General features: G+C 45.4%; 23 protein-coding genes. All 23 read right to left on the bottom strand.

The features are described 5' to 3' along the window. Nucleotides 1-4 precede the first annotated feature (4 nt). The 23 genes from nusA to DESLBE_RS24415 all read right to left on the bottom strand — a co-directional run bounded on the left by nusA (nucleotide 5) and on the right by DESLBE_RS24415 (nucleotide 22832). Nucleotides 5-1486: a transcription termination factor NusA gene (gene nusA, locus DESLBE_RS24540; protein WP_015944717.1), complete on the bottom strand. Its 1482-nt coding sequence runs from the start codon at nucleotides 1484-1486 to the stop codon at nucleotides 5-7. A 46-nt stretch (nucleotides 1487-1532) separates the two neighbouring features. Continuing rightward, nucleotides 1533-1991, bottom strand: a complete 459-nt coding sequence (gene rimP / locus DESLBE_RS24535; RefSeq protein WP_015944718.1) for a ribosome maturation factor RimP — start codon at nucleotides 1989-1991, stop codon at nucleotides 1533-1535. A 188-nt stretch (nucleotides 1992-2179) separates the two neighbouring features. Further along, nucleotides 2180-3058, bottom strand: a complete 879-nt coding sequence (locus tag DESLBE_RS24530; RefSeq protein ID WP_144678450.1) for a DUF6612 family protein — start codon at nucleotides 3056-3058, stop codon at nucleotides 2180-2182. Between the two features lie 237 nt (nucleotides 3059-3295). Then, nucleotides 3296-4042: a DUF3784 domain-containing protein gene (locus tag DESLBE_RS24525; protein ID WP_172625496.1), complete on the bottom strand. Its 747-nt coding sequence runs from the start codon at nucleotides 4040-4042 to the stop codon at nucleotides 3296-3298. 309 nt (nucleotides 4043-4351) lie between these two features. Beyond that, nucleotides 4352-4615, bottom strand: coding sequence for a hypothetical protein (locus DESLBE_RS24520; RefSeq protein ID WP_144678448.1), 264 nt, complete (start codon nucleotides 4613-4615; stop codon nucleotides 4352-4354). An 853-nt stretch (nucleotides 4616-5468) separates the two neighbouring features. Further along, a complete protein-coding gene (locus tag DESLBE_RS24505) occupies nucleotides 5469-6779 on the bottom strand; it encodes an ATP-binding protein (protein WP_144678445.1) in 1311 nt (436 codons plus the stop codon). Between the two features lie 146 nt (nucleotides 6780-6925). Further along, entirely contained in the window at nucleotides 6926-7456 is a 531-nt protein-coding gene (locus tag DESLBE_RS24500; RefSeq protein WP_011460407.1) for a hypothetical protein, read from the bottom strand. A gap of 293 nt (nucleotides 7457-7749) precedes the next feature. Next, on the bottom strand, nucleotides 7750-8562 hold the full coding sequence (locus DESLBE_RS24495) for a TIGR03915 family putative DNA repair protein (RefSeq protein ID WP_144678444.1): 813 nt from the start codon (nucleotides 8560-8562) through the stop codon (nucleotides 7750-7752). Continuing rightward, nucleotides 8541-9848: a putative DNA modification/repair radical SAM protein gene (locus DESLBE_RS24490; RefSeq protein WP_018307071.1), complete on the bottom strand. Its 1308-nt coding sequence runs from the start codon at nucleotides 9846-9848 to the stop codon at nucleotides 8541-8543. The genes DESLBE_RS24495 and DESLBE_RS24490 overlap by 22 nt, the downstream gene beginning before the upstream one ends. 176 nt (nucleotides 9849-10024) lie before the next feature. Continuing rightward, complete coding sequence (locus DESLBE_RS24485; RefSeq protein WP_018307070.1) at nucleotides 10025-10579, bottom strand: hypothetical protein; 555 nt, start codon at nucleotides 10577-10579, stop codon at nucleotides 10025-10027. Nucleotides 10580-10988: 409 nt separating this feature from the next. Then, nucleotides 10989-11246, bottom strand: coding sequence for a hypothetical protein (locus DESLBE_RS24475; protein WP_005810651.1), 258 nt, complete (start codon nucleotides 11244-11246; stop codon nucleotides 10989-10991). A 168-nt stretch (nucleotides 11247-11414) separates the two neighbouring features. After that, the gene (locus DESLBE_RS24470; RefSeq protein WP_005810652.1) at nucleotides 11415-13142 is read right to left on the bottom strand and encodes a proline--tRNA ligase; all 1728 of its coding nucleotides are present in this window, start codon (nucleotides 13140-13142) and stop codon (nucleotides 11415-11417) included. Beyond that, on the bottom strand, nucleotides 13133-14227 hold the full coding sequence (ispG, locus tag DESLBE_RS24465; protein WP_144678443.1) for a flavodoxin-dependent (E)-4-hydroxy-3-methylbut-2-enyl-diphosphate synthase: 1095 nt from the start codon (nucleotides 14225-14227) through the stop codon (nucleotides 13133-13135). The genes DESLBE_RS24470 and ispG overlap by 10 nt, the downstream gene beginning before the upstream one ends. A 12-nt stretch (nucleotides 14228-14239) precedes the next feature. After that, on the bottom strand, nucleotides 14240-15304 hold the full coding sequence (gene rseP / locus DESLBE_RS24460) for an RIP metalloprotease RseP (protein WP_026198962.1): 1065 nt from the start codon (nucleotides 15302-15304) through the stop codon (nucleotides 14240-14242). A gap of 98 nt (nucleotides 15305-15402) precedes the next feature. Beyond that, entirely contained in the window at nucleotides 15403-16548 is a 1146-nt protein-coding gene (locus tag DESLBE_RS24455) for a 1-deoxy-D-xylulose-5-phosphate reductoisomerase (RefSeq protein ID WP_011460412.1), read from the bottom strand. 15 nt (nucleotides 16549-16563) lie between these two features. Then, the gene (gene ytvI, locus DESLBE_RS24450; RefSeq protein WP_026198961.1) at nucleotides 16564-17661 is read right to left on the bottom strand and encodes a sporulation integral membrane protein YtvI; all 1098 of its coding nucleotides are present in this window, start codon (nucleotides 17659-17661) and stop codon (nucleotides 16564-16566) included. A 4-nt stretch (nucleotides 17662-17665) separates the two neighbouring features. Continuing rightward, nucleotides 17666-18448, bottom strand: a complete 783-nt coding sequence (locus DESLBE_RS24445; RefSeq protein ID WP_011460414.1) for a phosphatidate cytidylyltransferase — start codon at nucleotides 18446-18448, stop codon at nucleotides 17666-17668. A gap of 10 nt (nucleotides 18449-18458) precedes the next feature. After that, the gene (locus DESLBE_RS24440) at nucleotides 18459-19229 is read right to left on the bottom strand and encodes an isoprenyl transferase (protein ID WP_015944742.1); all 771 of its coding nucleotides are present in this window, start codon (nucleotides 19227-19229) and stop codon (nucleotides 18459-18461) included. 77 nt (nucleotides 19230-19306) lie between these two features. Further along, nucleotides 19307-19864, bottom strand: coding sequence for a ribosome recycling factor (gene frr, locus DESLBE_RS24435; protein WP_015944743.1), 558 nt, complete (start codon nucleotides 19862-19864; stop codon nucleotides 19307-19309). After that, nucleotides 19864-20586: a UMP kinase gene (gene pyrH / locus DESLBE_RS24430; protein ID WP_005810668.1), complete on the bottom strand. Its 723-nt coding sequence runs from the start codon at nucleotides 20584-20586 to the stop codon at nucleotides 19864-19866. Before pyrH ends, frr begins: the two co-directional genes overlap by 1 nt. Before the next feature lie 117 nt (nucleotides 20587-20703). Continuing rightward, nucleotides 20704-21357, bottom strand: a complete 654-nt coding sequence (tsf, locus tag DESLBE_RS24425; protein ID WP_005810670.1) for a translation elongation factor Ts — start codon at nucleotides 21355-21357, stop codon at nucleotides 20704-20706. Between the two features lie 144 nt (nucleotides 21358-21501). After that, nucleotides 21502-22236: a 30S ribosomal protein S2 gene (gene rpsB, locus DESLBE_RS24420; protein WP_018307068.1), complete on the bottom strand. Its 735-nt coding sequence runs from the start codon at nucleotides 22234-22236 to the stop codon at nucleotides 21502-21504. 152 nt (nucleotides 22237-22388) lie between these two features. Beyond that, nucleotides 22389-22832 carry a hypothetical protein gene (locus tag DESLBE_RS24415; RefSeq protein WP_005810674.1) on the bottom strand — a complete coding sequence of 148 codons (444 nt, stop codon included), beginning with the start codon at nucleotides 22830-22832 and terminating at the stop codon, nucleotides 22389-22391. Nucleotides 22833-22861: the final 29 nt, after the last annotated feature.

Genomic DNA, 22861 nt, shown 5'->3' with positions numbered 1-22861 from the left:
TCACCTACCTTTTGCCTTTGGCTTTCTTCTTTTTCTCCTTGCGGCTGTTTTTCTCATCCGCTTCAAAGTATTTCATCATGGACCGATCCCGTTCCGTCAGTCGTTCTTCCTTATCGCCTGACTCTGTGTAGGCATAGTTTTCCTCAGCATTTTCGGCCTTAGGCTCCCCGTTATCCGGAGTCGCTGCATAGTCTTCGCTTTCTTCGTAGGGAAGTTCTTCATTTTGATAAGCATCGAATTCCTCATACTGGTCATTCTCATCATAAACCAGCTCATCATCATAATTCTCCCCATAGGTCGCGTTTTCATCGTAGTCCTCATTCTCTTCATAGTCATCGTATTCGCTATAGTCTTCATATTCATCGTAGTTTTCATACTCTGCATAATCAGCGAATTCGTCGTACTCTTCGTATTCTCCCTGGACTTCATTCTTATCGGGAATAAGATTTTGGGCCAGGGCCTGGGACTCACTCTTAATGTCAATCTTCCAATTGGTCAGCTTGGCGGCCAAACGGGCATTTTGACCTTCTTTGCCGATCGCCAGGGATAATTGATAGTCGGGAACTACGACCAAAGCCACTTTCTCATTAGGTTTAGGGTATACTCCCACAACTTTGGCCGGGGAAAGGGCATTAGCCACAAATTCCTCAGGATCTGTGGAATAATTGACGATGTCTATCTTTTCACCCTTCAGCTCAGTAACAATGGTTTGAACCCGGCTGCCTTTCGGTCCTACGCAAGCCCCCACAGGATCTACATTGGCATCCCGGGAATAAACAGCGATTTTAGAGCGGGCTCCCGCCTCCCGGGACACACCTTTAATCTCAACCAGTCCGTCATGGATTTCCGGCACTTCCAGTTCAAACAAACGTTTAATCAGACCCGGGTGGGTACGGGAGAGCATGACCTGAGGCCCTTTGGTTGTTTTTTTGACTTCTACCACAAAGGTCTTAATCCGCTCAAAGGGTTGATAAGTCTCACCGGGAATTTGTTCCTGTGCTGTCAGAATGGCCTCTACCTTACCTAAATCAACAATGACGTTTTTCTGATCATAGCGCTGAACAATTCCGGTAACGATATCCCCTTCCCGGTTGATATATTCATCGTAAATCATGCCCCGCTCAGCTTCACGAATTCTTTGCACTACTACTTGTTTAGCTGTCTGAGCCGCAATCCGCCCAAATTCACGGGGCGTGACTTCGTATTCCACCACATCATCGATGGCATAGTTGGGGTCAATCTTCTGTGCTTCTTCCATACTTACCTGAGTTCGTGAATCTTCAACCTCTTCCACCACGTTTTTCCGGGCGAAAACTTTGAACTCTCCAGTCATACGGTCGATATGTACCCGGACATTCTGTAATGAAGCAAAATTTTTCTTGTAAGCAGATATCAGGGCCGCTTCAATGGCTTCAAACAGAATATCCGCTGAGATCCCTCTGTCTTTCTCCAATTCATGGAGGGCCTCAATGAACTCCATATTCATTTTTTATTCTTCCCCCTTATATTATGTTCCAAAACATATCACTACACTAGAACTCAAAGGTCAGATTAGCTTTATCTACTATCGCTCTGGGGATGGCCATTCTTTCCTTTTCATATTCCAAAACGATATCATCCTCGATTAAACCCACTAAATAACCGGTAAATTCTTTATATCCCTGATATACTTCTTTGGTCAGGACCCGGACGAGCTTTCCTGTGAAGCGTTCAAAATCTTCATCCTTCTTCAGTGGGCGTTCCAATCCCGGTGAAGAGACTTCAAGCATATACGCTTGGGCTATCGGGTCATGCTTATCCAATACCTCGCTTACCAAATGGCTTACATTAGTGCAATCATCAATATCCACTCCGCCTTCTTTATCAATATAGATGCGGAGATACCAGTGTGCACCTTCCTTAACATATTCGACATCAACCAGCTCAAGGCCTTGTTCGGTTATCACCGGTGCAATGATCGCTTCAACTTGTTCCATGATGGATTCTCCCATAGCCATCCTCCTCTTATTTTAATAACCACTATAACTAGTGTTGCGAGGGTTTTCATGAGTTATACAAAACAAAGGAAAGAGTGGGTTCAAGACCCACTCCTCTTCGGCTGCAATAGAATTTCTCTTCTTTAAACTATAGCACATACTGGGAGATAGTGCAAGCTATTTGAAATGATTCGTCAATTTCTTTAAGAGGCTGGTAATTCCATCTCTGGAGCGTTCATAGCTTCCTCAGGAATGGTAAAATCCTGGGCGTTATTGGGGTTTAAGATCGTGTACTCCATAAATATTTCCGCATTGGCGAAGATATCCTTTATGTCTGCAGGCATATTCGGCTCTTCGGCCAGAGCTTTACCTAAGTTTCTCATATTTTCGGAGAGATCCATCTGACACTTCAATGTATCAAGAGTAGCTTTATCAACCCAGATCGTATAGACCATATCCCCTATCTGAGAAAAGACATCCGCACTGATCAGACCATTCCCTAAGCCAAGTATATCGCCGGCTGTTTCCTGGAAAATCTGGTCAAAGATATCTCCTGAAGCCACCAGCTTTATCTTTAAGGCATCTTTCCCGTCAATTTTTTCTTCCCCAATGATTTCTGCCGAGACAAGATGGTCCATAAACAATTTAAGGTTATCCTTGGGATCCATATACATCGTTTCCATCATGGCTGGGTCATCAAAGGTGATTTTTTGCCAGTTGTTTTCGATATTCTGATAGATAGCCATCTTTTGCTCATTTTGCTCTGCATACTGCTCTATCGTCATTTTTTGACCCATGCCAGGAATAGTGGTTTCCATAACCATTTTCATTTTCATAGGGTTTTGAAATATGACTCCTTTTCCTATCATGGACATATCCAAGACCTCGTCTTCTACAGAAAACTTCATATTCATGATCATATCCATATCATAGCTCTTCAGCCCATACCACTTTGCAAAGGATTCCTCAGCGATCTGTTTGGGGCTTTTTCCTTCGCTTACGTTAGTCGTCCCCGTAGAACAGGCTACCAGAGCTAGTGTACAAATGAACATAAGTATAAGAGATACTATCTTTTTATTCATTCCAGCTAAGCACATCCTTCTTATCAATTTTAATAGGGCTTCGAAAATTATAGGTACTGATTTAATATTAGCATAGATATCCCGCTTCTGATAGCTGAATAATATGGGAAGGAAGCGATGGCTAGTCTATAAAATATTTTAGACTCAAATGGTGCAGCGCTGCAACATTTGAGTTGCGGCAGGCTTACCTTCCATAAATAATCATCTCCACGGTCTGACTCCGAGAGGAAGGTTGATCTAATGGAGGACCTTTCCACTATCAATAATTTTTTCATACAGCGCCCTGGTCTTAGTTTCATCTTTAAAATTGATAATGATAAAGCTTTCGTCAGTAATAAGATACACATACGGACCTTGGTTTGTTTCTAAAAATAATTTCCCCGCTCCTATCTCTTCTAGCTTAAAATTTCCTCTACGTACCTCGCCTAAGCTATAGCCGAATGTTCTATGACTAATAGAAGGTATACTCTCTGCTAAGCGCACTTCTTTAATCCGATCGAAGCTTATAGTCGTCCCGTACATTCCTCTAATCAATACCGCTGAATTTCCGACCTCTACCTTTCCTGTAGAACCACTGTAAAAAACCCGTTCTAAATTGAATGCAGTTGATGTAATCAATATTAGAAATATCACAAACATTAATGGTTTAATCGAATTGCCCAATGGGCTTATCAGCCCAAACTGATTAGAGCGGTAGTAGACATAAATTACTAAAGGTACTATTAACACCATAAGTATCGATAAATACACTTCCAGCTTCAATAACTCAAGCATCGCACCCAATAAAAATACAATGCCTAAAATTAATAAAATCCCACCGCTGAAGTTTCCAAGGGCCTCATGATCTATTTGATCTTTGTCGCTCTCTGACAACCCTTTGTAGCCACTAATCAGGCCATAATATTTGCGGTATTTAATCAACCAACCTAGTATCAAACACATTATAGCAGTTAAAGAAAAGACTATTACCAACATCTCTTCCATGTTTCTCCTTTCAATTTTTCGTTGTATATTTACTTTTAAGCTATTCATTCCGACAGTAATAAAATCAAATAAATTATTTCCACGCTCTCATCATTAATTCTTTTGCCTTAGCTTTAAGGCTCTGCTCCTTGCCCCGAAAATTCGGTATAGACTAGATTTGATGAACGATATTTTCTTTAACTAATTTCGCACGGTCAGCTTATTTACATTAAAATGAAAATGCTAGACAATATGTCTTAACGCTGGTTCATAAAATACCCAATTAGGTATTGCACTTAATCCAAATTTATATTTAAATGGTTCAATAATTCAAATTAATGTCTGATGTTCTATTTGTCCTAATTCCTGATAAATCTTATAATAAGAATCACTCCTTAAAAGTAATTCTTCATCGCTCCCTTGTTCCACTAAACCATTTTGATTTAACACAACTAATTGATCCGCTATTTTAATACTTGAAAGATTATGTGCTATCATTATAATGGTGGAGTTTTCCTTTAAATCCGTAATTGCCCGATGAATACCTTTTTCTGATTCTTTGTCAATAAATGAAGTAGGTTCATCAAGTATCACAATAGGATATTTCATTAAGAAAGAGCGGGCTAATGCAATGCGCGACCGCCTGCAGTATAGCAATCACCACAATCTTCCCTATCAAGGGACGTATCCTTATCCCAAATAGCTTTAACCCTAATACAGTAATAAGGAACTCTTCGGGAATGGATGCAAACAGAACAATAAGCAAAGGCATGCTCTCCATCGTCCCCACCTCCATCGTTTCAATTTAATCGATGGGCTTTCCTGTATGCCCTGTCTATATTCTCGTTTACCATGTCTAAAATCTCCGTTATATTTAACTATATGATTATTCAGATTATTTAGACAAATAACGATGAATTTCCTGCTCAATGGTAAAAAAACAATCCGCCCTTTTGGAGCGGATAGCAGTTTATTTCATTAGGGGGCGTCGGTCACATCCCCCAAGCTTCCAGTTAGCCCTAAATTTATCTCTTTTTCCATATCCTGTGGCTTTTTGAATAATCATTTAAACCCCGTCATAGCTGAATAATAATGCACCCCGGCTGAATATGGAAAGTACCTATTCTCTCCCTTTCCTACCCTTTAAAAAAAATCCTAAAACGATCAACACTACGCCAGGGATAACATTTATTGAGATGCTATCCGGGGTAAACATGGGAAAAGGGGGATTTGTGCTGAATGAAAGGATCGCTATACCTAGCATATATATCAGGCCTAATATCTGGATGATAAATCCGAGTTTTCTCATAAAAACCTCCTTTTCGCTTTTATCGCCGACGACATAAACTCAAATGGTGCACCGTTGCACCATTTGAACTACAGGCACATGGTCAGTTCAAAGGCATAGTCCAAAAAGCTCTAAAGGCAACTGGTATGAGGAGGCAAATTACCAACCGGTTGGTAATTTGGCCATCATTTCAACCATATATAAAGGCAAGTTCAGCAGCTTGTTCTCGCGTCTATAATCAGCCATGGAGGCGCGGATGGAGAGCTCCGGTCGAAATTTTTCCTGATACATTTTCAGGCTTTTCGCCTTCAGATTCGTTTCCGCTTTTACTTCAATGGGAATGACCTTATGTCCGTCATCCACAACAAAGTCGATCTCGGCGCTACCGCGGTCATTTGTCCAATAATAGGCTTCCAGCCCTTTGAGGGTTTTTAGCTGCTGCAATACATACTGTTCGGTCAGCGCGCCCTTGAATTCCTTGAAAAGCTCGTTACCATCCAAAAGGGTGCCTTGGTTCAGGCGTACCATACAGGAAAGCAAACCGATATCCACAAAGAACAGCTTAAAGGCCTTCAAATCTTCATAGGCCTTTAGCGGCAGGCTGGGCGCATTCACCCGATGCACCTTATGAACAAGGCCGCAATCGGTCAGCCAAAGCATGGCCTGCTCATATTCCTTAGCCCGCGCACCTTCTTTGATTAGTCCGTAAATAAATTTTTTATTTTCCTTGGTGAGCTGGGCGGGAATGCTGTTCCATAGCATACGGATTCTCGGCACAACATCATGAGGCGCGTGTTTGGAAAAGTCCTGCTCATAGGCATCAAGAATACGCTGTTGTATTTCCCGCGCCTCACCAAAATCCTTAGTTTCCGAAAAACTATGGACGACCTCCGGCATGCCGCCCACATAGTAATAATATTTGAGCATATCAACGTAAGTCTGCTTAAAAGTGGCTATCATATCAAAATCGTTTTGTTGCAACAGTTCCACATATCGACCTTTGTCCATAGCCTTTAAAAACTCTGTAAAGCTCAGAGGATATAAATCCAAAAATTCCACCTTGCCCACAGGGAATGACGTTCCCTGATGCAGCGCCACGCCCAGGAGTGAACCGGCACTTATAATCTGATATTGGGGGGCGTTCTCGTTAAAGTATTTAAGCGAAGTCAGGGCCGTTGGCACTTCCTGTACTTCATCGAAGATAAGCAACGTATTGGCGGGATCAATCTTTTGGCCGGAATAGAGTTCCAACCCTGTCACGATCCGTTCCACATTCAGATCGGCTGAAAACAACTCCTTCATGGACCGATTGTTGTCAAAGCTGATGTAGACGGCCTTTTCAAAGGCAACCCTGCCAAACTCCTTCATAAGCCAGGTCTTGCCGACCTGCCTGGCGCCGCGGATAATAAGCGGCTTCTTGTTCCGCTTGGCTTTCCATCGATACAGCTCTTCTATCGCTGTTCTATACATGGAATATCACCTCTCAGGGTAAGTATGTCCTATTTCAACAAAAAATACAACGATATTTGATTCTAATAATACACTTTTTACAACGATACCTGTATAATAAGCAGCATTTACAAAGAAATTACCAACCAATTGGTAATTTCGCCACTTCATTCTCCGGCTTTAAGTGCCTTTTGGATGATACCTGAATCCACAGAAAGATCTTCTATAGTCACTTTCTGTCCCTTTGGGCCAGTTACCCACTCTTTGAATTTCACACAATAAAAACCTGGAATCCCCATTTCATTTTCCGTAAGCTCCATAGCCCCGGGTATCGGTTGATTTGGCGAATAAACTACCTCCAGCTCCTGACGCCAAGTCCATCCTGCTTGCTCACCAGACAAGTACTGCCATAATTTTGCCCTTTGCCAGGCACCCTGTAAAGGGATTTCGCCCGTTAACATCGGAGCAAAACACTTATCCCACTTTCTTTCCAAAAACATGACATCGGTTGCTTCAGGGTCCCAAGCAGCAGCCGGTTGGTTATGAATGAAAGCTTCCCAATTGTCCAAAGTCCCCTTAAATGATCTTCCTTGAGGATTATAGCCATAATCATCAAAAGCAGCAAATGCCCCTAATGGGATAAATGAGAATATCAGTACGAGTAAAACGAATGGAATTAACCTCTTTTTGCTCTTCATACGATCTCTCCTTTAATTTCTTTATATACCATATAATGGTATATTTTCGGTATGTAATCACCAATTCCTTCCTGAAATTAATAATTTAGTAAAAACTCATTGCTTTTTATTTTTGCTTAAATATAATAGAACCCCCTGCCATTCATTGATGGCAGGGGGTTCTAAACCAACCGTTAAAATAAATTTGAAATTCAAACTTATTCCTGGCATAGGTATTACTCTTCCTGGTATTTCTCTATTGTGCTTGTATATCTTGTTCCATACACCCAGGTCCATATTACCAAAGATTAAGGCTAACTGCTGCCGCCAAGGAGCCTAGCCTGCTCCCCAGGGATGGGATGTGCTTTAACCTTCTGCTCAGGATAAAACTCCGTCAGATGTTTCCAAAAGCGTTTGGGCATGAAATTCATACGGCAGCGGGGATTATCCCTGCTTTCAATGGCAATGGTTTTATAGAATTGCTGCCAGAGACGGCGATATTCCACTTCCTGTTCGTCCGGCTCCGGCAGCTCCCACTCTTCTACATCCACGATTTCTACCCGGCCTGCCTGATGAATGAGGGCGGCCTTATGGGTCTTGTCAAAAATCATAAAGACTTCATTGGGGTAACGGTTGGAGAAGTGATAGGCCAGCAAAGGCAACACGAAATTCTCTGGTTCAATCATGGCCACCAAAGCTTCATTATAAATTGAAAACCGGACGAACCCTTTATAACGATGACTTTCACAGGTTAAGTTCCGTACGGCTTTCTGCAAAGCATGGACATTGTCATCAGTCAGCATCCCCATAACTTTCCCGCCTACCTTGTATCCCAGCCTTAGAAAAAGGAAAATCAGGCGTTCCTTTTGTGGGGTACAGGTCAGGAAGCCAAGCTTCACCAATTCCTGTGCTTCCAGGGAGATCCTGATGGGAATGGAGTCATACACCCGCTGAGCTTTTTGGTGATCTGTCTCTATAGTCTTGAGGATATCAAAAAGGCCAGGCTGACCTTCCGGCGGAAGAATATCGAGGGGGATTTCTTTATGCTCATAGCTTGCGAAGACGCAGCACATAAGCCCTTCAAAGCTTCCGTCGTATTTGTAAACTAAAGTTGCCCCGTCAAACACTGAATCACATCCTCTCGGGAAAGGGGCGGTTCCTCAAATAAGGCTAACTGCTGGGGAGCCTGGGAAGGAAGACCGGCCATGATCCGCTCGGACATCAGAGCCTGCATCACATTATGGGGAGCCACCTTAAGCCCCGCCAAGGTTTTTCCTTTGCAAAGAATAAAGTACTGAGCACGCTTAAGGACAACGCCCAGCTTTTTCAACCCTGCGAAATCCAGATGGGCTATTTTCCGTGCCCGCAAAATCCGGCGGGCACTGGTTACGCCGATTCCCGGTACCCGCAGGAGCATTTCATACGGAGCTTGATTGATCTCGACGGGGAACTGGTCCAGGTGATTAAGGGCCCAATTGCATTTGGGATCCACATGCAAATTAAAATTCTGATGGCCTTCATCCAACAGTTCCCGGGCTTCAAAACCGTAGAACCTCAGGAGCCAATCCGCTTGATAAAGGCGATGCTCTCTCAACAAGGGAGGTTTTACGGAAACGGCCGGCAGCAGACTGTGTTCAGCGACCGGTATGTAGGCCGAGAAAAAGACCCGTTTCAGCTGATACTTCTTATACAGGCCCTCCGCCAGAGTCAAAATCTTATAATCGGTATCCGGTGTAGCGCCAACGATAAGCTGAGTACTTTGACCTGCCGGGACAAACTTCGGAGCATGGCGGTATTTGATCAGATCCGTAGTATTTTCCGTTATTTTACCTTTGATGAGGCCCATAGGCCGGAGAATAGCTTCCTTGCTCTTATCGGGGGCTAAAAGCTTCAGACTCTCCTGAGATGGGAGTTCAATATTAACGCTGACCCGGTCCGCCAGATAGCCCAGCCGGGTTAGGACCTCATTATCCGTACCGGGAATAGCCTTAACATGAATATATCCGGCAAACCGGTACTCATGGCGCAAAAGTTCCAAGGTCTTAATCAGTAGTTCGGATGTATAGTTGGAGTTTTTTATGACCGCCGAACTCAAAAACAGTCCCTCAATATAATTGCGGCGATAAAAATTAATTGTCAGGTCGGCAAGCTCCCGGGGAGTAAAAGCAGCTCTGGGAACATCATTGGAGCTGCGATTGATGCAATATTTACAATCGTAGACACAAACATTGGTCAGCAACACTTTAAGCAGGGTTATACAGCGGCCGTCTGCGGCAAAACTATGACAGATCCCGGCTGCTACTGTATTGCCAATGCTGCCTGCTCTGCCCTTCCGCTCTACTCCGCTGGAAGTGCAGGCTACATCATATTTCGCGGAGTCTGTTAAAATCGTGAGTTTATCAAATACATCCATATCCGTTCCCTCCATGATAAGAATATAACAGAACATACATTCTTGCAAGAGGGATTGTCCGTTCTCACAAAACAAACTTTATCGTTTTATCTTTTTAAAATAATCAAGGCAGCGCAAGAATAGCCCGCTGCCTTTTTGATCCCTATATCACTCTAAATCTATATTTAGGTCCCACTTTATGGTTCAACATAGTCACTTGAAAAAATTATTTCCCCCACTTGGTTATAACCTACAATTTTAGTTAATATTCCGTCCGAAGGATTCAAAAAGACAAACCATATCTTGCCTTCTCCGTTGCCGACAATGCGAACTTTCTTTTCTATATCTGAATTCTTAGTTAGGACGCCGATACTAGCGATATCCTCTCTTAGACTTTCACCATACGCTAAGGGAAAGGGGCTTTTCACATATCCTTTCGTAGAGGGAAAATATTGAGCTGTTACTTCATCTATTCCAGTATGCTCTCCGCCGAACACCCATTTCCAGCCACTATTGGTCCGTTGAACATATCCAGCCGCTACGCTGTGAGCTTCCCCATTATTGATCCCTTTATGATAGAACACCACTTCTCCGTCATTTACTTTCTCTCTATGGAGAATCGTCACAACCTCCCTCCCGGATCTTTCTATAGCTTCCTCAATAGTTCGTCCTGAAGGATGATGTGTGTTGTTAAACAATGTTCCTATAATTCCAAAAATCAAGAGCAATATAACAGCAAACAATCTACCCATATTTCCCTCCACACCTACCAATAAAAATCATCAGCTATTGCTGATATTCTACATGCAAGCGAAAGTTCCTCCATTTTCCAACTTGGTATGATTATGAGTAAATCGACGTTACGATACAAAAGCCATACTCTATAAAAAAGCTGGTCTCCCTTAATATAAGGACAACAAGCTTTTACTTATTTATACACTCCGCCACGGGAATCTATTACCTGAATGTAGATAATTCTTTGAGTATGGCTGATCTCAAAAAGTATGCGGTATGAGCCAACGCGAAGATGATATACCTTCTTGTAACCTTTCAGGAGCTTGATATCACCAGTAGAGGGAATTACTAAAAGACCCTATCAGTCCTTTTGCAATACGCTCTTGGGCAGAAACGTCCTGTTTGGCCAGAAATTTAATCGCTTCCTTACGGTAAATCAACCTGTAATCCGAATTCACGCTTGGCATCCTCCCCCGTAACATAACCAGCATCACTGTTAAGCTGGCGAAGTTCTTCTTCAGTTAGAGATTCATCATCCGGGTCCGCTTGATTAATTTGTTGCCACCCCTCTTCCTTTTGGGTGGAACGGTTTAATAGATACTGCATGAAATCAAAAACAGTTTTTCGATCATCTTCAGAAAGACGCTCGACTAAGTCATGAATATCTTCTTTTCTTATCACCATGAGCCCAACCTCCTATCTAATATCCACTATTGTAAAATTATCATTCCCACTTTGTTAAATCAAGGATTGTAAGAACCCTGAAAACAAAGCTGGTTGAAAAAATAAACCGGGAGATGCCTTTACAGCTCCTCCCGGTCATACCGCTCATATTATGTCATGCTATCGCGCTTACTTAACGCCTAATGCTTCCCGAATCATTCCCTGGATACGGCCTGCCAGTTCTTCCACCTTCACCAGCTGGACTTCCCCGGTCTTGCGATCCCGAAGCTCGACTTCGCCATTGGCTAAGGTCTTGCTTCCTACGGTCACTCTCAGGGGATAGCCCACAAGGTCCGCGTCTTTGAACTTGACTCCGGGGCGCTCATCCCGGTCATCCAGGACGGCTTCCACTCCGAGCTTCAGCAGTTCTTGGTATAAGGCCTCACCGGTTTCACGAACCTGGTCATCCTTCATGTTGACAGGTACGACGATCACATGATAGGGAGCAATGGGAATGGGCCAGATGATGCCATCCTTATCATTGTTTTGCTCAATAGCCGCAGCCATGGTACGGCTGACCCCGATACCGTAGCATCCCATAACACAGGGATGTTCAGCTCCGTTCTCATCCAGGAATACGGCATTGAGAGCTTTGGAGTATTTGGTGCCCAGTTTAAAGACCTGGCCCACCTCGATGCCCCGTGCTTCTTTGAGAGGGCTGCCGCATTGGGGACAAGGTTCCCCGGCGTTTACCATGCGCAGATCAAGAATCTGATCGATGCGGAAATCCTTCTCCGGCACCGCATCCACATAATGCTTGTCCTCAGCATTGGCGCCGCAGACAGCTTTCGCCATCAGAGGCACTTCTAAATCAGCAACCACCGTTAAGTTCTTGGGTGCACCTATGGGGCCTACATAGCCTGGTTCGCAGCCCAGTTTTTCCAGTACAGCCTCAGGGCCGGCCAGCTGGAGATTGATAAAGGGACCAAGGGCATTGTTCACTTTGATCTCATTGATTTCCCGATCTCCCCGAACCAGAACCAAGATGAGTTTATCATCGCCTTGATAAAGGAGGGATTTGACCAGATCACTCTTGGAGACCTTCAAGAATTCAGCCACCTGCTCAATGGTCTTCGTTCCAGGGGTATCCACGCTGCGATAAGCTCCTATGGGAGCATCAACCGCCATAGGGGCGGGCTTACATTCAGCCTTCTCTACATTGGCGGCATAATCGCAATCAGGGCAATAAACTACGGCAGCTTCCCCGGATTCAGCCAGGACCATGAATTCATGTGTGCCGCCCGTGCCGCCAATGGCTCCGGCATCCGCTTCCACCGGACGGAAAGACAAACCACAACGGGTAAAGATCCGGGTATAGGCATCATACATTTTCTTATAGCTTTCAGCCAAGCCTGCTTCATCCCGGTCAAAAGAATAGAGGTCCTTCATAATGAACTCCCGGCCCCGCATTAAACCAAAGCGGGGGCGCCGCTCATCCCGGTATTTGTTTTGGATTTGATAAAGCAGCAAGGGCAACTGTTTATAGGAACGGATTTCACCCCGTATCAGATCGGTAATGATCTCTTCATGAGTCGGTCCCAGGCAGAATTCCCGATTGTGGCGGTCATTAAGGCGCATCAGCTCCTGCCCGTAAAGATCCCAGCGGCCGCTCTCCCGCCAGAGCTCGGCAGGCTGAATAATCGGGAGCAGGACTTCCTGTCCTCCCTTGGCATCCATTTCTTCCCGGACGATTTGTTCGATTTTGCGCAATACGCGCAAGCCCAAAGGCAAGTAGGTATAGATGCCGGCTGCGGATTTACGAATTAACCCCGCCCGGACCAACAATTGATGACTGACGACTTCCGCCTCGGCAGGAACCTCCCGCAGAGTGGGATTGAGAATTTGGCTTACACGCATGAGTGCTGCTCCCTTCCATACTGTTTCACATAATTTTCAATTTCCGCAAGTAAAGCGGGCAATAGTTCTTCTTCCGATAAACGGGCGACAATCTCACCTTTTTTAAAGAGCAGACCCATGCCTTTGCCTCCGGCAATACCAAAATCTGCTTCCCGGGCTTCTCCAGGCCCGTTGACCGCGCAGCCCATCACGGCAACTTTCAAGGGCCGATCCAAAGGGGGCAGATGGGAAAGCTTGTCCTCCACCTTCTCCGCCAGTTCAGCCAGGTTCACCTGAGTCCGGCCGCAGGTAGGGCAGCTGATCAGCTCCACTCCCCGGTTCCTTAGCCCGAGAACTTTTAAAATTTCCAGGGCTACAGGAATCTCCTGAACAGGATCTCCGGTGAGAGATACGCGCAGGGTATCTCCTATCCCTTCGGCTAAGAGACTGCCGATACCTACCGCAGATTTTACCACTCCGGAACGCACCGTTCCTGCCTCGGTGACTCCTATATGAAGGGGGTAATCCACCCTTGCCGACATCTTGCGGTAAGCCGCCAGCATCAGAGGAACATGGGAAGCTTTTAAGGAGACTTTGATTTTGTCATAACCTTCTTCTTCAAGTAAGTGGATATGCCCTAAAGCACTTTCCACCATGCCTTCAGGAGTAACTCCCTGATATTTTTCCAGAATTTCTTTTTCCAATGAGCCGGCATTGACCCCGATTCGTATGGGTATTTCTCTTTCTTTGCAAGCCCGGACCACCTCTTGCACCTTCCAGCGGGCACCGATATTGCCCGGATTCAGTCTTAGCCCGTGCACACCTTGTTCGATAGCCAGCAAAGCCAGCTGATAATCAAAATGGATGTCGGCAATAACGGGAAGTTCGCTCTTCAAGGCGATCTCCCCGAGAGCGTGGCCTGCCTCCCGATCCAGTACGGCCAGCCGCACCACCTCACACCCCGCCCGGGCCAAAGCTTGAATCTGCGCCAGGGTACCGGGGATATCCCGGGTATCTGTATTAGTCATGGATTGGACGACGATAGAGCTGCCTCCCCCTATGGTTACGTCACCAATTCGCACTGTTTTCGTCAGCTTACGCTCCACATTGAAGCCTCCTTAGCCTTTGCCGGTGAAGAGTTTTAAAATATCCTGATAGGTTACAGCCAGCATCAGGCACATTAAGAAAACAAAGCCCAGGAAATGAATAAAGTTCTGCCGTTCGGGATTCATCGGTTTACCCCTCAATCCCTCAATCAGCAAAAAAACCAGGTGGCTTCCATCCAGGGCCGGAATGGGAAAAAGATTAAGCAGGCCCAGTTGAATGCTCAATATCCCGATAAATCCCAGATAATTCTCCCAGCCTGATTCAGCACTTTGATCGATAGCCTGAACAATGGCTACCGGTCCTCCCAATTCAGCCTTGGTCTCACCTGTGATCATCTGAGTTAAAGTGACCAGGATCAAACGAGTGAAATTAATGGTTTGTTCCAGTCCATAGCGTGCCGCTTCCAGTAGGGTCGTCTTCTGATAGATCACTTCCGGACTAATCCCTACCAGGCCATTTCCTGAAGCGGGGTCTTTTTGAGTCCCTATGGTGAGGGCTCTTTGTACTCCCTGGTGCTCAACCACCAGCACAACCTCTTGATCCGGCTTAATATGAATCGCTTGGGTTAAGTCCGTCCAGGTAGGAGTCTCCACGCCATTGACGGAAACAATCTTATCCCCGGCTTCAATCCCTGCGGCTTGAGCGGGCATTCCTTCAACGAGGGAACCCACCACATTGGTATTGGTTGCCGTGGCGATACCAAAATAAGCAAAGACAATCATGAACAGGAAGATGGCCAAGACTAAATTCATAATGGGTCCTGCGGCGATAACCGACATACGCTGCCACACTTTTTTATTGCCGAAGCTCCGCGGATCTGTGGTAGCAGCTAAAACCTGGTTCCCATTTTCATCTGTCTCAGCATCCATGCCATAGAGTTTCACAAAACCGCCTAAGGGAATCAGCCTTAGGGAGTAGGCGGTTTCTTTACCTTGGAAACCAATGATCTTCGGCCCAAAGCCAAAAGCAAACTCCAAAACCTTGATGCCGTTTAAACGAGCCACAATAAAATGACCCAGTTCATGAATCATCACCAACAGCCCGAAAGCAAATACCACAGCTATAGCACTTACCAAACTAAACCCTCCTCCATTCCCCACCATGAATGGGTGTCTTGCTTGTGTTTCTCTTAATCTTATACCAATCTATCTTCAACTATGCCTTGTCTTTCCTTCTAACCATGGATGAGCTCTTCCGTACGGATACGAGCCCAATGATCCGCATTAAGTATGGTTTCCAAATCTGTGGCATCTAACACATCATGTTCCGAGCAAACCTTATCCACCAAGCCGATAATTTCCAGATAAGCTACCCTGCGTGCTAAAAAGGCATGAACCGCAACTTCATTGGCGGCATTCATCACAGCCGGCAACGTTCCTCCCCGTTTTCCACAAGCATAAGCAAGCTTCAAGGCCGGAAAATCATAATCCTCCGGGTCAAAAAAGGTTAAGGTCTTTCCCCGTAAATCCAGTCGTTCAAAGGGATTAGGCCAGCGGGTCGGATAAGTTAAGGCATACTGGATAGGCAAACGCATATCCGGTCTCCCACATTGAGCCAGAACACTCCCGTCACAGTATTGAACCATAGAATGAATCACACTTTGCGGGTGGATCAAGACGTCAATCTGATCATACTCCATATGGAAGAGGTGATGAGCCTCGATAACTTCCAGGCCTTTATTCATCATGGTGGCCGAGTCAATGGTTATCTTTGCTCCCATTGCCCAATTAGGATGCTGAAGAGCTCTTTCCGGAGTGACCTCCTGCAATTGTTCTTCAGACCACCCCCGGAACGGACCGCCGGAAGCCGTCAGGATAATCTTGTCCAGGGTACGCGGATCTTCTTCTAAGCATTGGAAGATGGCCGAGTGTTCACTATCCACGGGAAGAATGGTTCTGCCCAGCCTTTGGGCTGTTCCCATCACCAAATCGCCGCCGGCAACCAAGGTTTCCTTATTGGCTAAGGCGATGTCTTTCCCCACCTTCAAGGCCTCCATGGTCGGCTCCAAACCAATGCGCCCGCTGATGGCCGTTACCACCGTATCCGGCACCTCATCCGTAACGGTGCGCAGGAGCCCCTCCATCCCGGAAACCACTTCAATATCCAGATCCGCCACCCGTTGTTTTAATTCCCGGGCAGCCTTTTCCTCCATCAACCCGATGATCCGAGGCTTAAATTCCCGGGCCTGGAGTTCAATTTCCTGGACGTTCTTCCCTGCCGCTAAAGCAAAAACCTCTAACTGTTCCGGATTTTGACGCACAATATCCAATGTCTGGGTGCCGATAGACCCTGTAGAGCCTAAAATTGTCAATCTCTTCACGCACTCACTACTTTCTTATTTACCAAAAAAGCCTGCTTTTCTTAGGGCTTCATAGATAATCACTAAACCCGGTCCCAAAATCAAACCAAAACCACCCAATAGCTTCAGACCAACATACATGGAAATAATGGTGGCCAAGGGATGGATGCCAATATTTTGGGACATGACTTTAGGTTCAAGGATTTGTCTTATGACAGTAGCTATCAAATAGATAATTAAGAGCTTAATGCCCTCAGATACCGAACCCAAAATAAACAAACCAACAATCCAGGGTACAAAGATCATCCCTGTGCCAACGATGGGCAATAAATCCAAAAGGGCCGAAATAAACCCAATGGTAAAGGCATAAGGATTACCCATCCATAATAGCCCCACCGTTAAAATAATGCCGGTCACAGAAATAAGTATGGCTTCCGCCCGAACAAATCCAACCACCGCAGCGCCCAAAGCCCGGCTTACGGAACGGGCACCGGGTTTCCACTTCCGAGGCACCAGGTTGCTGAAAAAATTCTTGACCCCCGGATAACTGGCACTCATAAAAAAGGTAGCTACGACGGATACAACTAAGACTATAAAAACTCCCGGCAAAGCAGAGATGAAATTCAAAAGAACCTTACTGCCTGTAAGCGCCCAGCCCTGCAAGGAGTCGATAAGCCCTTGGGTAGCATTGTTGATGGAAATCTGGATCTGAGGATTGAGTTGGATAAAGTTGTCGACTGTGCCGAGGATGTTGTTAAAAAAGCCCACCAAATAGCCGTAGCTGGGAAAAGAATTACCCAGATCGGACAGCTCCGTATAAAGACGGACTACAATCAAAAAGACAATACTGCCAATTCCCAAAATAGCAAGAACTAAGGCTAAAACCGCGGCGATGGGTCTGCTTGTTTTTAATCCCTGCATAAAACGCAGAACCAAAGGTTCCAGCAAAAGAGCAATGAAAAAAGCAATGATGAAGGGTAAAAGCGCAGCAAGGAGTTGACTCATAACCTGGCCGAATACCGGCATAAACTCCATAAAGAAAAAGGTAATGACTTTAAGCAGAACCAAAATAAAGGTAATAACCGCCAGACGATTAATATTTTGTTTAAGCTTCGGTTCCTCTTGAAGATTCATAGAATCACCCCACAATTAGTACCCAATAATACATGATCGGTATCACAAACAAAAGACTGTCAAAGCGGTCGAGGATTCCCCCATGTCCCGGTATAATATTCCCCGAATCCTTGATATTGACACTCCGCTTCAGGGCGGATTCAAACAGATCGCCAATCTGAGCACTGACAGCTACAACGCCGCTTAAAGCAATGTAGGCTGCCAAGGGAGCGCCGCCGATTATTTGCCAAGCCAGGATACCGCTTAAAATGCAAAAAACCAGCCCCCCTACGGAACCCTCTATGGTCTTTTTGGGACTGACCCGAGGGGCAAGTAAATGCTTCCCCATCACTCTCCCTATAAGGTATGCAAAGGTGTCGGTTGCCCATACCAAAATAAAGGTAAGGATACCCCAAGCTATTCCTTCGGAAAATCCCCGGATCAGATAGAGGTGAGAAAACAGCACCACCGTATAAATGGGAGCAAAGCAATTATATCCCGCTTCCCCCAAGCTAACTTTAGGATACCCCAAAGCCGCTCTTCCCATAGCAAACAGAAGCCAGGCGATCATTAAAGGAAAATTCCACTGGATTTCACCAGCAAAAATCAGCACTAGCCATAGCATAGAAAAGATACCGGAACTTATCGTCCATGCTTTAAATCCCAATTTTTGACCAATGGCCAGAGCTTCCTTAAGCGCTATGAGGGAAACCGTCGTCACGAGTAAGGCAGTATATACCCCTCCCAAATATGTTAATCCCAGTAAAACAGGGACTAAAACCAAAGCGCTTAGTGTTCTTGTCAGCATATGATACTCCTTACCGCTTGTTCAACCCGCCGAAACGGCGCTCCCGCTTCTGAAATTCCAGCAGCGCTTCAACCAGTTGATCCGGACTAAAATCAGGCCACAAGCATTCTGTGACAATAATCTCGGTATAAGCAATCTGCCATAATAAAAAATTACTTACACGCAATTCTCCTGAAGTTCGAATGAGCAAATCCGGATCAGATAATCCTGAAGTAAACAAATGCTGTGAGATCAGTTCACCCGTGATTTCCTCAGGTGTAAGTTCCTTTTTCAAGACTTTTTCACAGAGTTGCCGTACGGCACAAGTAATTTCAGCACGCCCACCGTAATTTAGGGCTAAATTGAGAATAAGTCCCCCATTATTCACTGTTTTCTTAATAGAGCGCTTTAATTCCCTCTGAGCTTCCAGGGGGAGCTGCTCCATATTGCCAATCATCTGTACACGCACTTTATTATCATGGAGTTCATCCAGCTCACGCCGTAAATAATCGATCAATAGATTCATAAGAATATTGACTTCTTCTTTAGGCCTACTCCAATTTTCGGTGGAGAAAGCATAAACCGTTAAGGCCTCAATGCCAAGATTTGAACAAGCTTTGACGATATCCCTCAGTGCTTCAACGCCAGCCTTATGACCTACAGTTCGGGGTAAGCCACGTTTTTGAGCCCAGCGGCCGTTCCCATCCATGATGATCGCGATATGCCGGGGTAAATTGTTCTTATCCAGCTGATCGGCCAAGGTTTTGCTTTGCTCTTTTTTGTCCCAAAATCTATGCCACATTTCCACACCTCCAATGGGCAGACCTTAGAGAGGGTAAAGACCCCCTTATGTTTAAAGGGGGTCAGATCCACTGGAAATCAAACTTCCATGATTTCCTTTTCTTTCGTACCCATAATACGATCAATTTCTTTGACGAACTTATCCGTCATTTTTTGCACATCATCCTGGGCACGTTTAACTTCATCTTCCGAAGCCGTATGATCTTTTTCCAGTTTTTTCAGTTCGTCATTGGAGTCCCGGCGGATATTGCGTACGGCAACCCGGGAATCCTCAGCCTTTTTCTTCACCGTCTTGACGATTTCCGTTCTGCGTTCGGCGGTTAACTGAGGTATGAGCAAACGAATGACTGTACCGTCGCTTGAGGGGTTCAATCCTAAATCAGATTTTAAAATCGCTTTCTCAATCATGGGCAGACTGGACTTATCCCAGGGCTGAATCGTCAGCATGCGTGGCTCCGGTACGGAAATATTGGCAAGTTGGTTCACCGGAGTCTGGGTACCGTAGTACTCCACAGTGATCTTGTCCAACATGTTGGGGTTAGCCCGCCCGGCCCGAATCGTAGCATATTCTCTTTTCAGCGCTTCCACCGCTTTGACCATCCGGTCTTCTGCTTCTTTTAAAACGTCATTAATCATTACTTATCCCTCCCTACATATGTTCCAATGGATTCACCCATAATCCCTTTGCGGATATTACCCTTTTTGTTGAGATCAAACACAATAAGAGGAATATTGTTGTCCATACACAATGAAGCTGCTGTCGAGTCCATAACTCCCAATCCCTGACTAAGCACATCCAAAAAGGTCAATCTATCGTATTTCTTAGCTTCAGGATTCTTCAGGGGATCGCTGTCATACACTCCATCCACACGTTTAGCCATCAGAATAGCTTCAGCTTCAATCTCCGCCGCCCGCAGCGCTGCCGTGGTATCCGTCGAGAAGTAAGGGTTGCCGGTCCCAGCCGCAAAAATAACAACGCGTCCTTTCTCAAGGTGGCGGATAGCCCGTCTTCTGATATAGGGTTCTGCCACTTGTCTCATTTCTATAGCGGACAAAACACGGGTGGCCGCACCGGCCTTTTCCATGGCATCCTGCAGCGCTAAAGCGTTCATGACCGTAGCCAGCATTCCCATATAATCCGCATTGGCCCGATCCATCCCTTGCTTACTCCCCGCGATTCCTCTCCAGATGTTTCCACCACCAACCACTAAGGCTACTTCTACCCCAAGTTTCTGGATTTCAACAACTTGTTCTGCAACGGTTACAAGCATCTCATGAGCAATACCAAATCCCTGACTCCCAGCTAACGCTTCCCCGCTAAGCTTCAAGATAACCCGGCGATATCGTGGTGTTTCCATTGCTGAACCTCCAAATACATATTTCTACATAACGAAAAATAATCCTCTTCTATATTCAAGTTTATACTTGCTGACGGTGTAAAAAGAGAACACCTAAGTGTCCTCTAATTGCTTACCTTAGCGGTTCATTTCTTTCATAACTTCTGCAGCAAAATCTTCTTCGCGTTTCTCGATACCTTCGCCCATTTCATAGCGGGTGAAGCGGCGGATAACGATACGCTCCCCGATCTTTGCCGTTTTTTCAAGCACAAGATCATTAATCGTCTTATCCGGATCTTTAACAAATTCTTGTTCAAGCAAACATACTTCTTTATAGAATTTAGAGATCCTTCCTTCGACCATTTTATCAACGATCTTCTCAGGTTTTCCTTCATTTAAAGCCTGAGCTCTAAGGATATTCTTTTCGTGTTCCAGCTCTTCTTCAGGAACATCGGCTTTGGCAAGGTAGCGGGGCTTGGCCGCAGCAATTTGTAGAGCAATATCTCTGGCAAATTGTTTGAAACCATCCGTATTGGCCACGAAGTCTGTTTCGCAGTTAAGCTCAAGCATGACGCCAATTCTTCCGCCGCCATGAATATAAGCTTCAACGATCCCCTCGGCCGCGATGCGTCCTTCTTTTTTGGCTGCAGCAGCGAGACCTTTTTCACGAAGGAAATCAATCGCTTTATCCATATTGCCACCGACTTCATTAAGAGCCTTTTTACAATCCATCATTCCTGCTCCGGTACGTTCACGGAGCTCTTTTACTTGAGCTGCAGTTACTTCTGCCATAGTTAAAACCCTCCAAACATATGTATCTATTTCTTAGGACATGATCTTTACATAAAAGGAGCAGGATGAGCATCCGGGAAGCTTAACCAACCCTTCTTCACCCTGCCCCTCTACTTAATCTACATTTACCCGTATGGGGGATAATTATTCAGCAACGACTTCTTCAGCAGCTTCTTCTGCTTCTTCAGCCTCATCGCTTCCTTGTTGTCCCTCAATGATGGCATCTGCTATACGGCCTGTTAAAAGCTTTACTGCGCGAATGGCGTCATCATTCGCTGGAATGACCACGTCGATTTCATCAGGATCGCAGTTCGTATCCACAATACCAACGATAGGGATGTTCAAGCGGCGGGCTTCAGCCACAGCGATCCGCTCTTTGCGTGGATCCACAACAAACAGAGCATCAGGAAGTTTCTTCATGGTTTTGATTCCGCCTAAGAATCTCTCCAGCTTCTCCATTTCATGGCGAAGTGCAGCAACTTCTTTCTTAGGAAGAACTTCGAATACACCTTCAGCTTCCATCTTTTCCAATTCACGAAGACGGCTGACGCGCTTTTGAATGGTTTGGAAGTTGGTCATCATGCCGCCGAGCCAACGCTCATTGACATAGTACATACCGCAGCGTTCAGCTTCTTCTTTCACGGACTCCTGAGCTTGCTTCTTGGTACCGACGAACAAAACCGTACCACCGTCTGCCGCTAAATTCCGCACGTAATTGTAGGCTTCCTCTACCTTTCTTACGGTTTTTTGCAGGTCAATGATATAAATACCATTGCGCTCCGTAAAAATGTAACGAGCCATTTTAGGATTCCAACGACGAGTTTGATGACCGAAGTGAACACCGGCTTCTAGTAATTGCTTCATAGAAATTACAGCCATTGTGTTGCACCTCCTTTCTTGTTTTTTCCTCCGCAGGTTCATCTCTTGGCTTACCCTGTTTTAGGGAACGCAAGCCTCAATCCCTCTGCGTGTGTAGTCATTTCACACTGCGAATAGGATATCACAATTATAACTCTAATGCAACAAAAAGCTTAGGCACGGGAAAAGTTTGTGCGAATCTCATTCTCTCTGATGTATTGCTCCAGCTCCGTCATCAATTCAGGGAAAGGAAAATAGAGATCACTAAGATAATAGTCCTGTTGCTTCGTTTTGATCTGAACGATCTCCTTACCTTGTTTGGTGGTGAAGAGAGCAATGCGGCGAATCTCGGCAGGGGAAAGGCTGTGCTCTCCCCTCAGAGAACCAAAGACCAGTTGATTGTCACTGACCCGGAAATTCTTGCTCCGCCCATAAATCCATATGGCGGCAATTCCCAGAGCCGTGAGTAAATAGATAACCCGCAGCACATTGAATTCTAAAGCCGCTATCTTAAGTCCATAGTGTAAAACAGCTAAAACAAGAGGGGTAATGACCAGATATAGCCCCCCGGGAATCAGCAAAGGCTTCACTTGATAGGAATAAACCTGCTCTTCCATCCAGATCCCTCCACCTTTGTGTTTACACG

It is taken from the genome of Desulfitobacterium sp. LBE (genome assembly GCF_007830365.1).
Classification (GTDB): Bacteria; Bacillota; Desulfitobacteriia; order Desulfitobacteriales; family Desulfitobacteriaceae; genus Desulfitobacterium; species Desulfitobacterium hafniense.
This window is presented reverse-complemented; position numbering and strand designations above follow the sequence as displayed.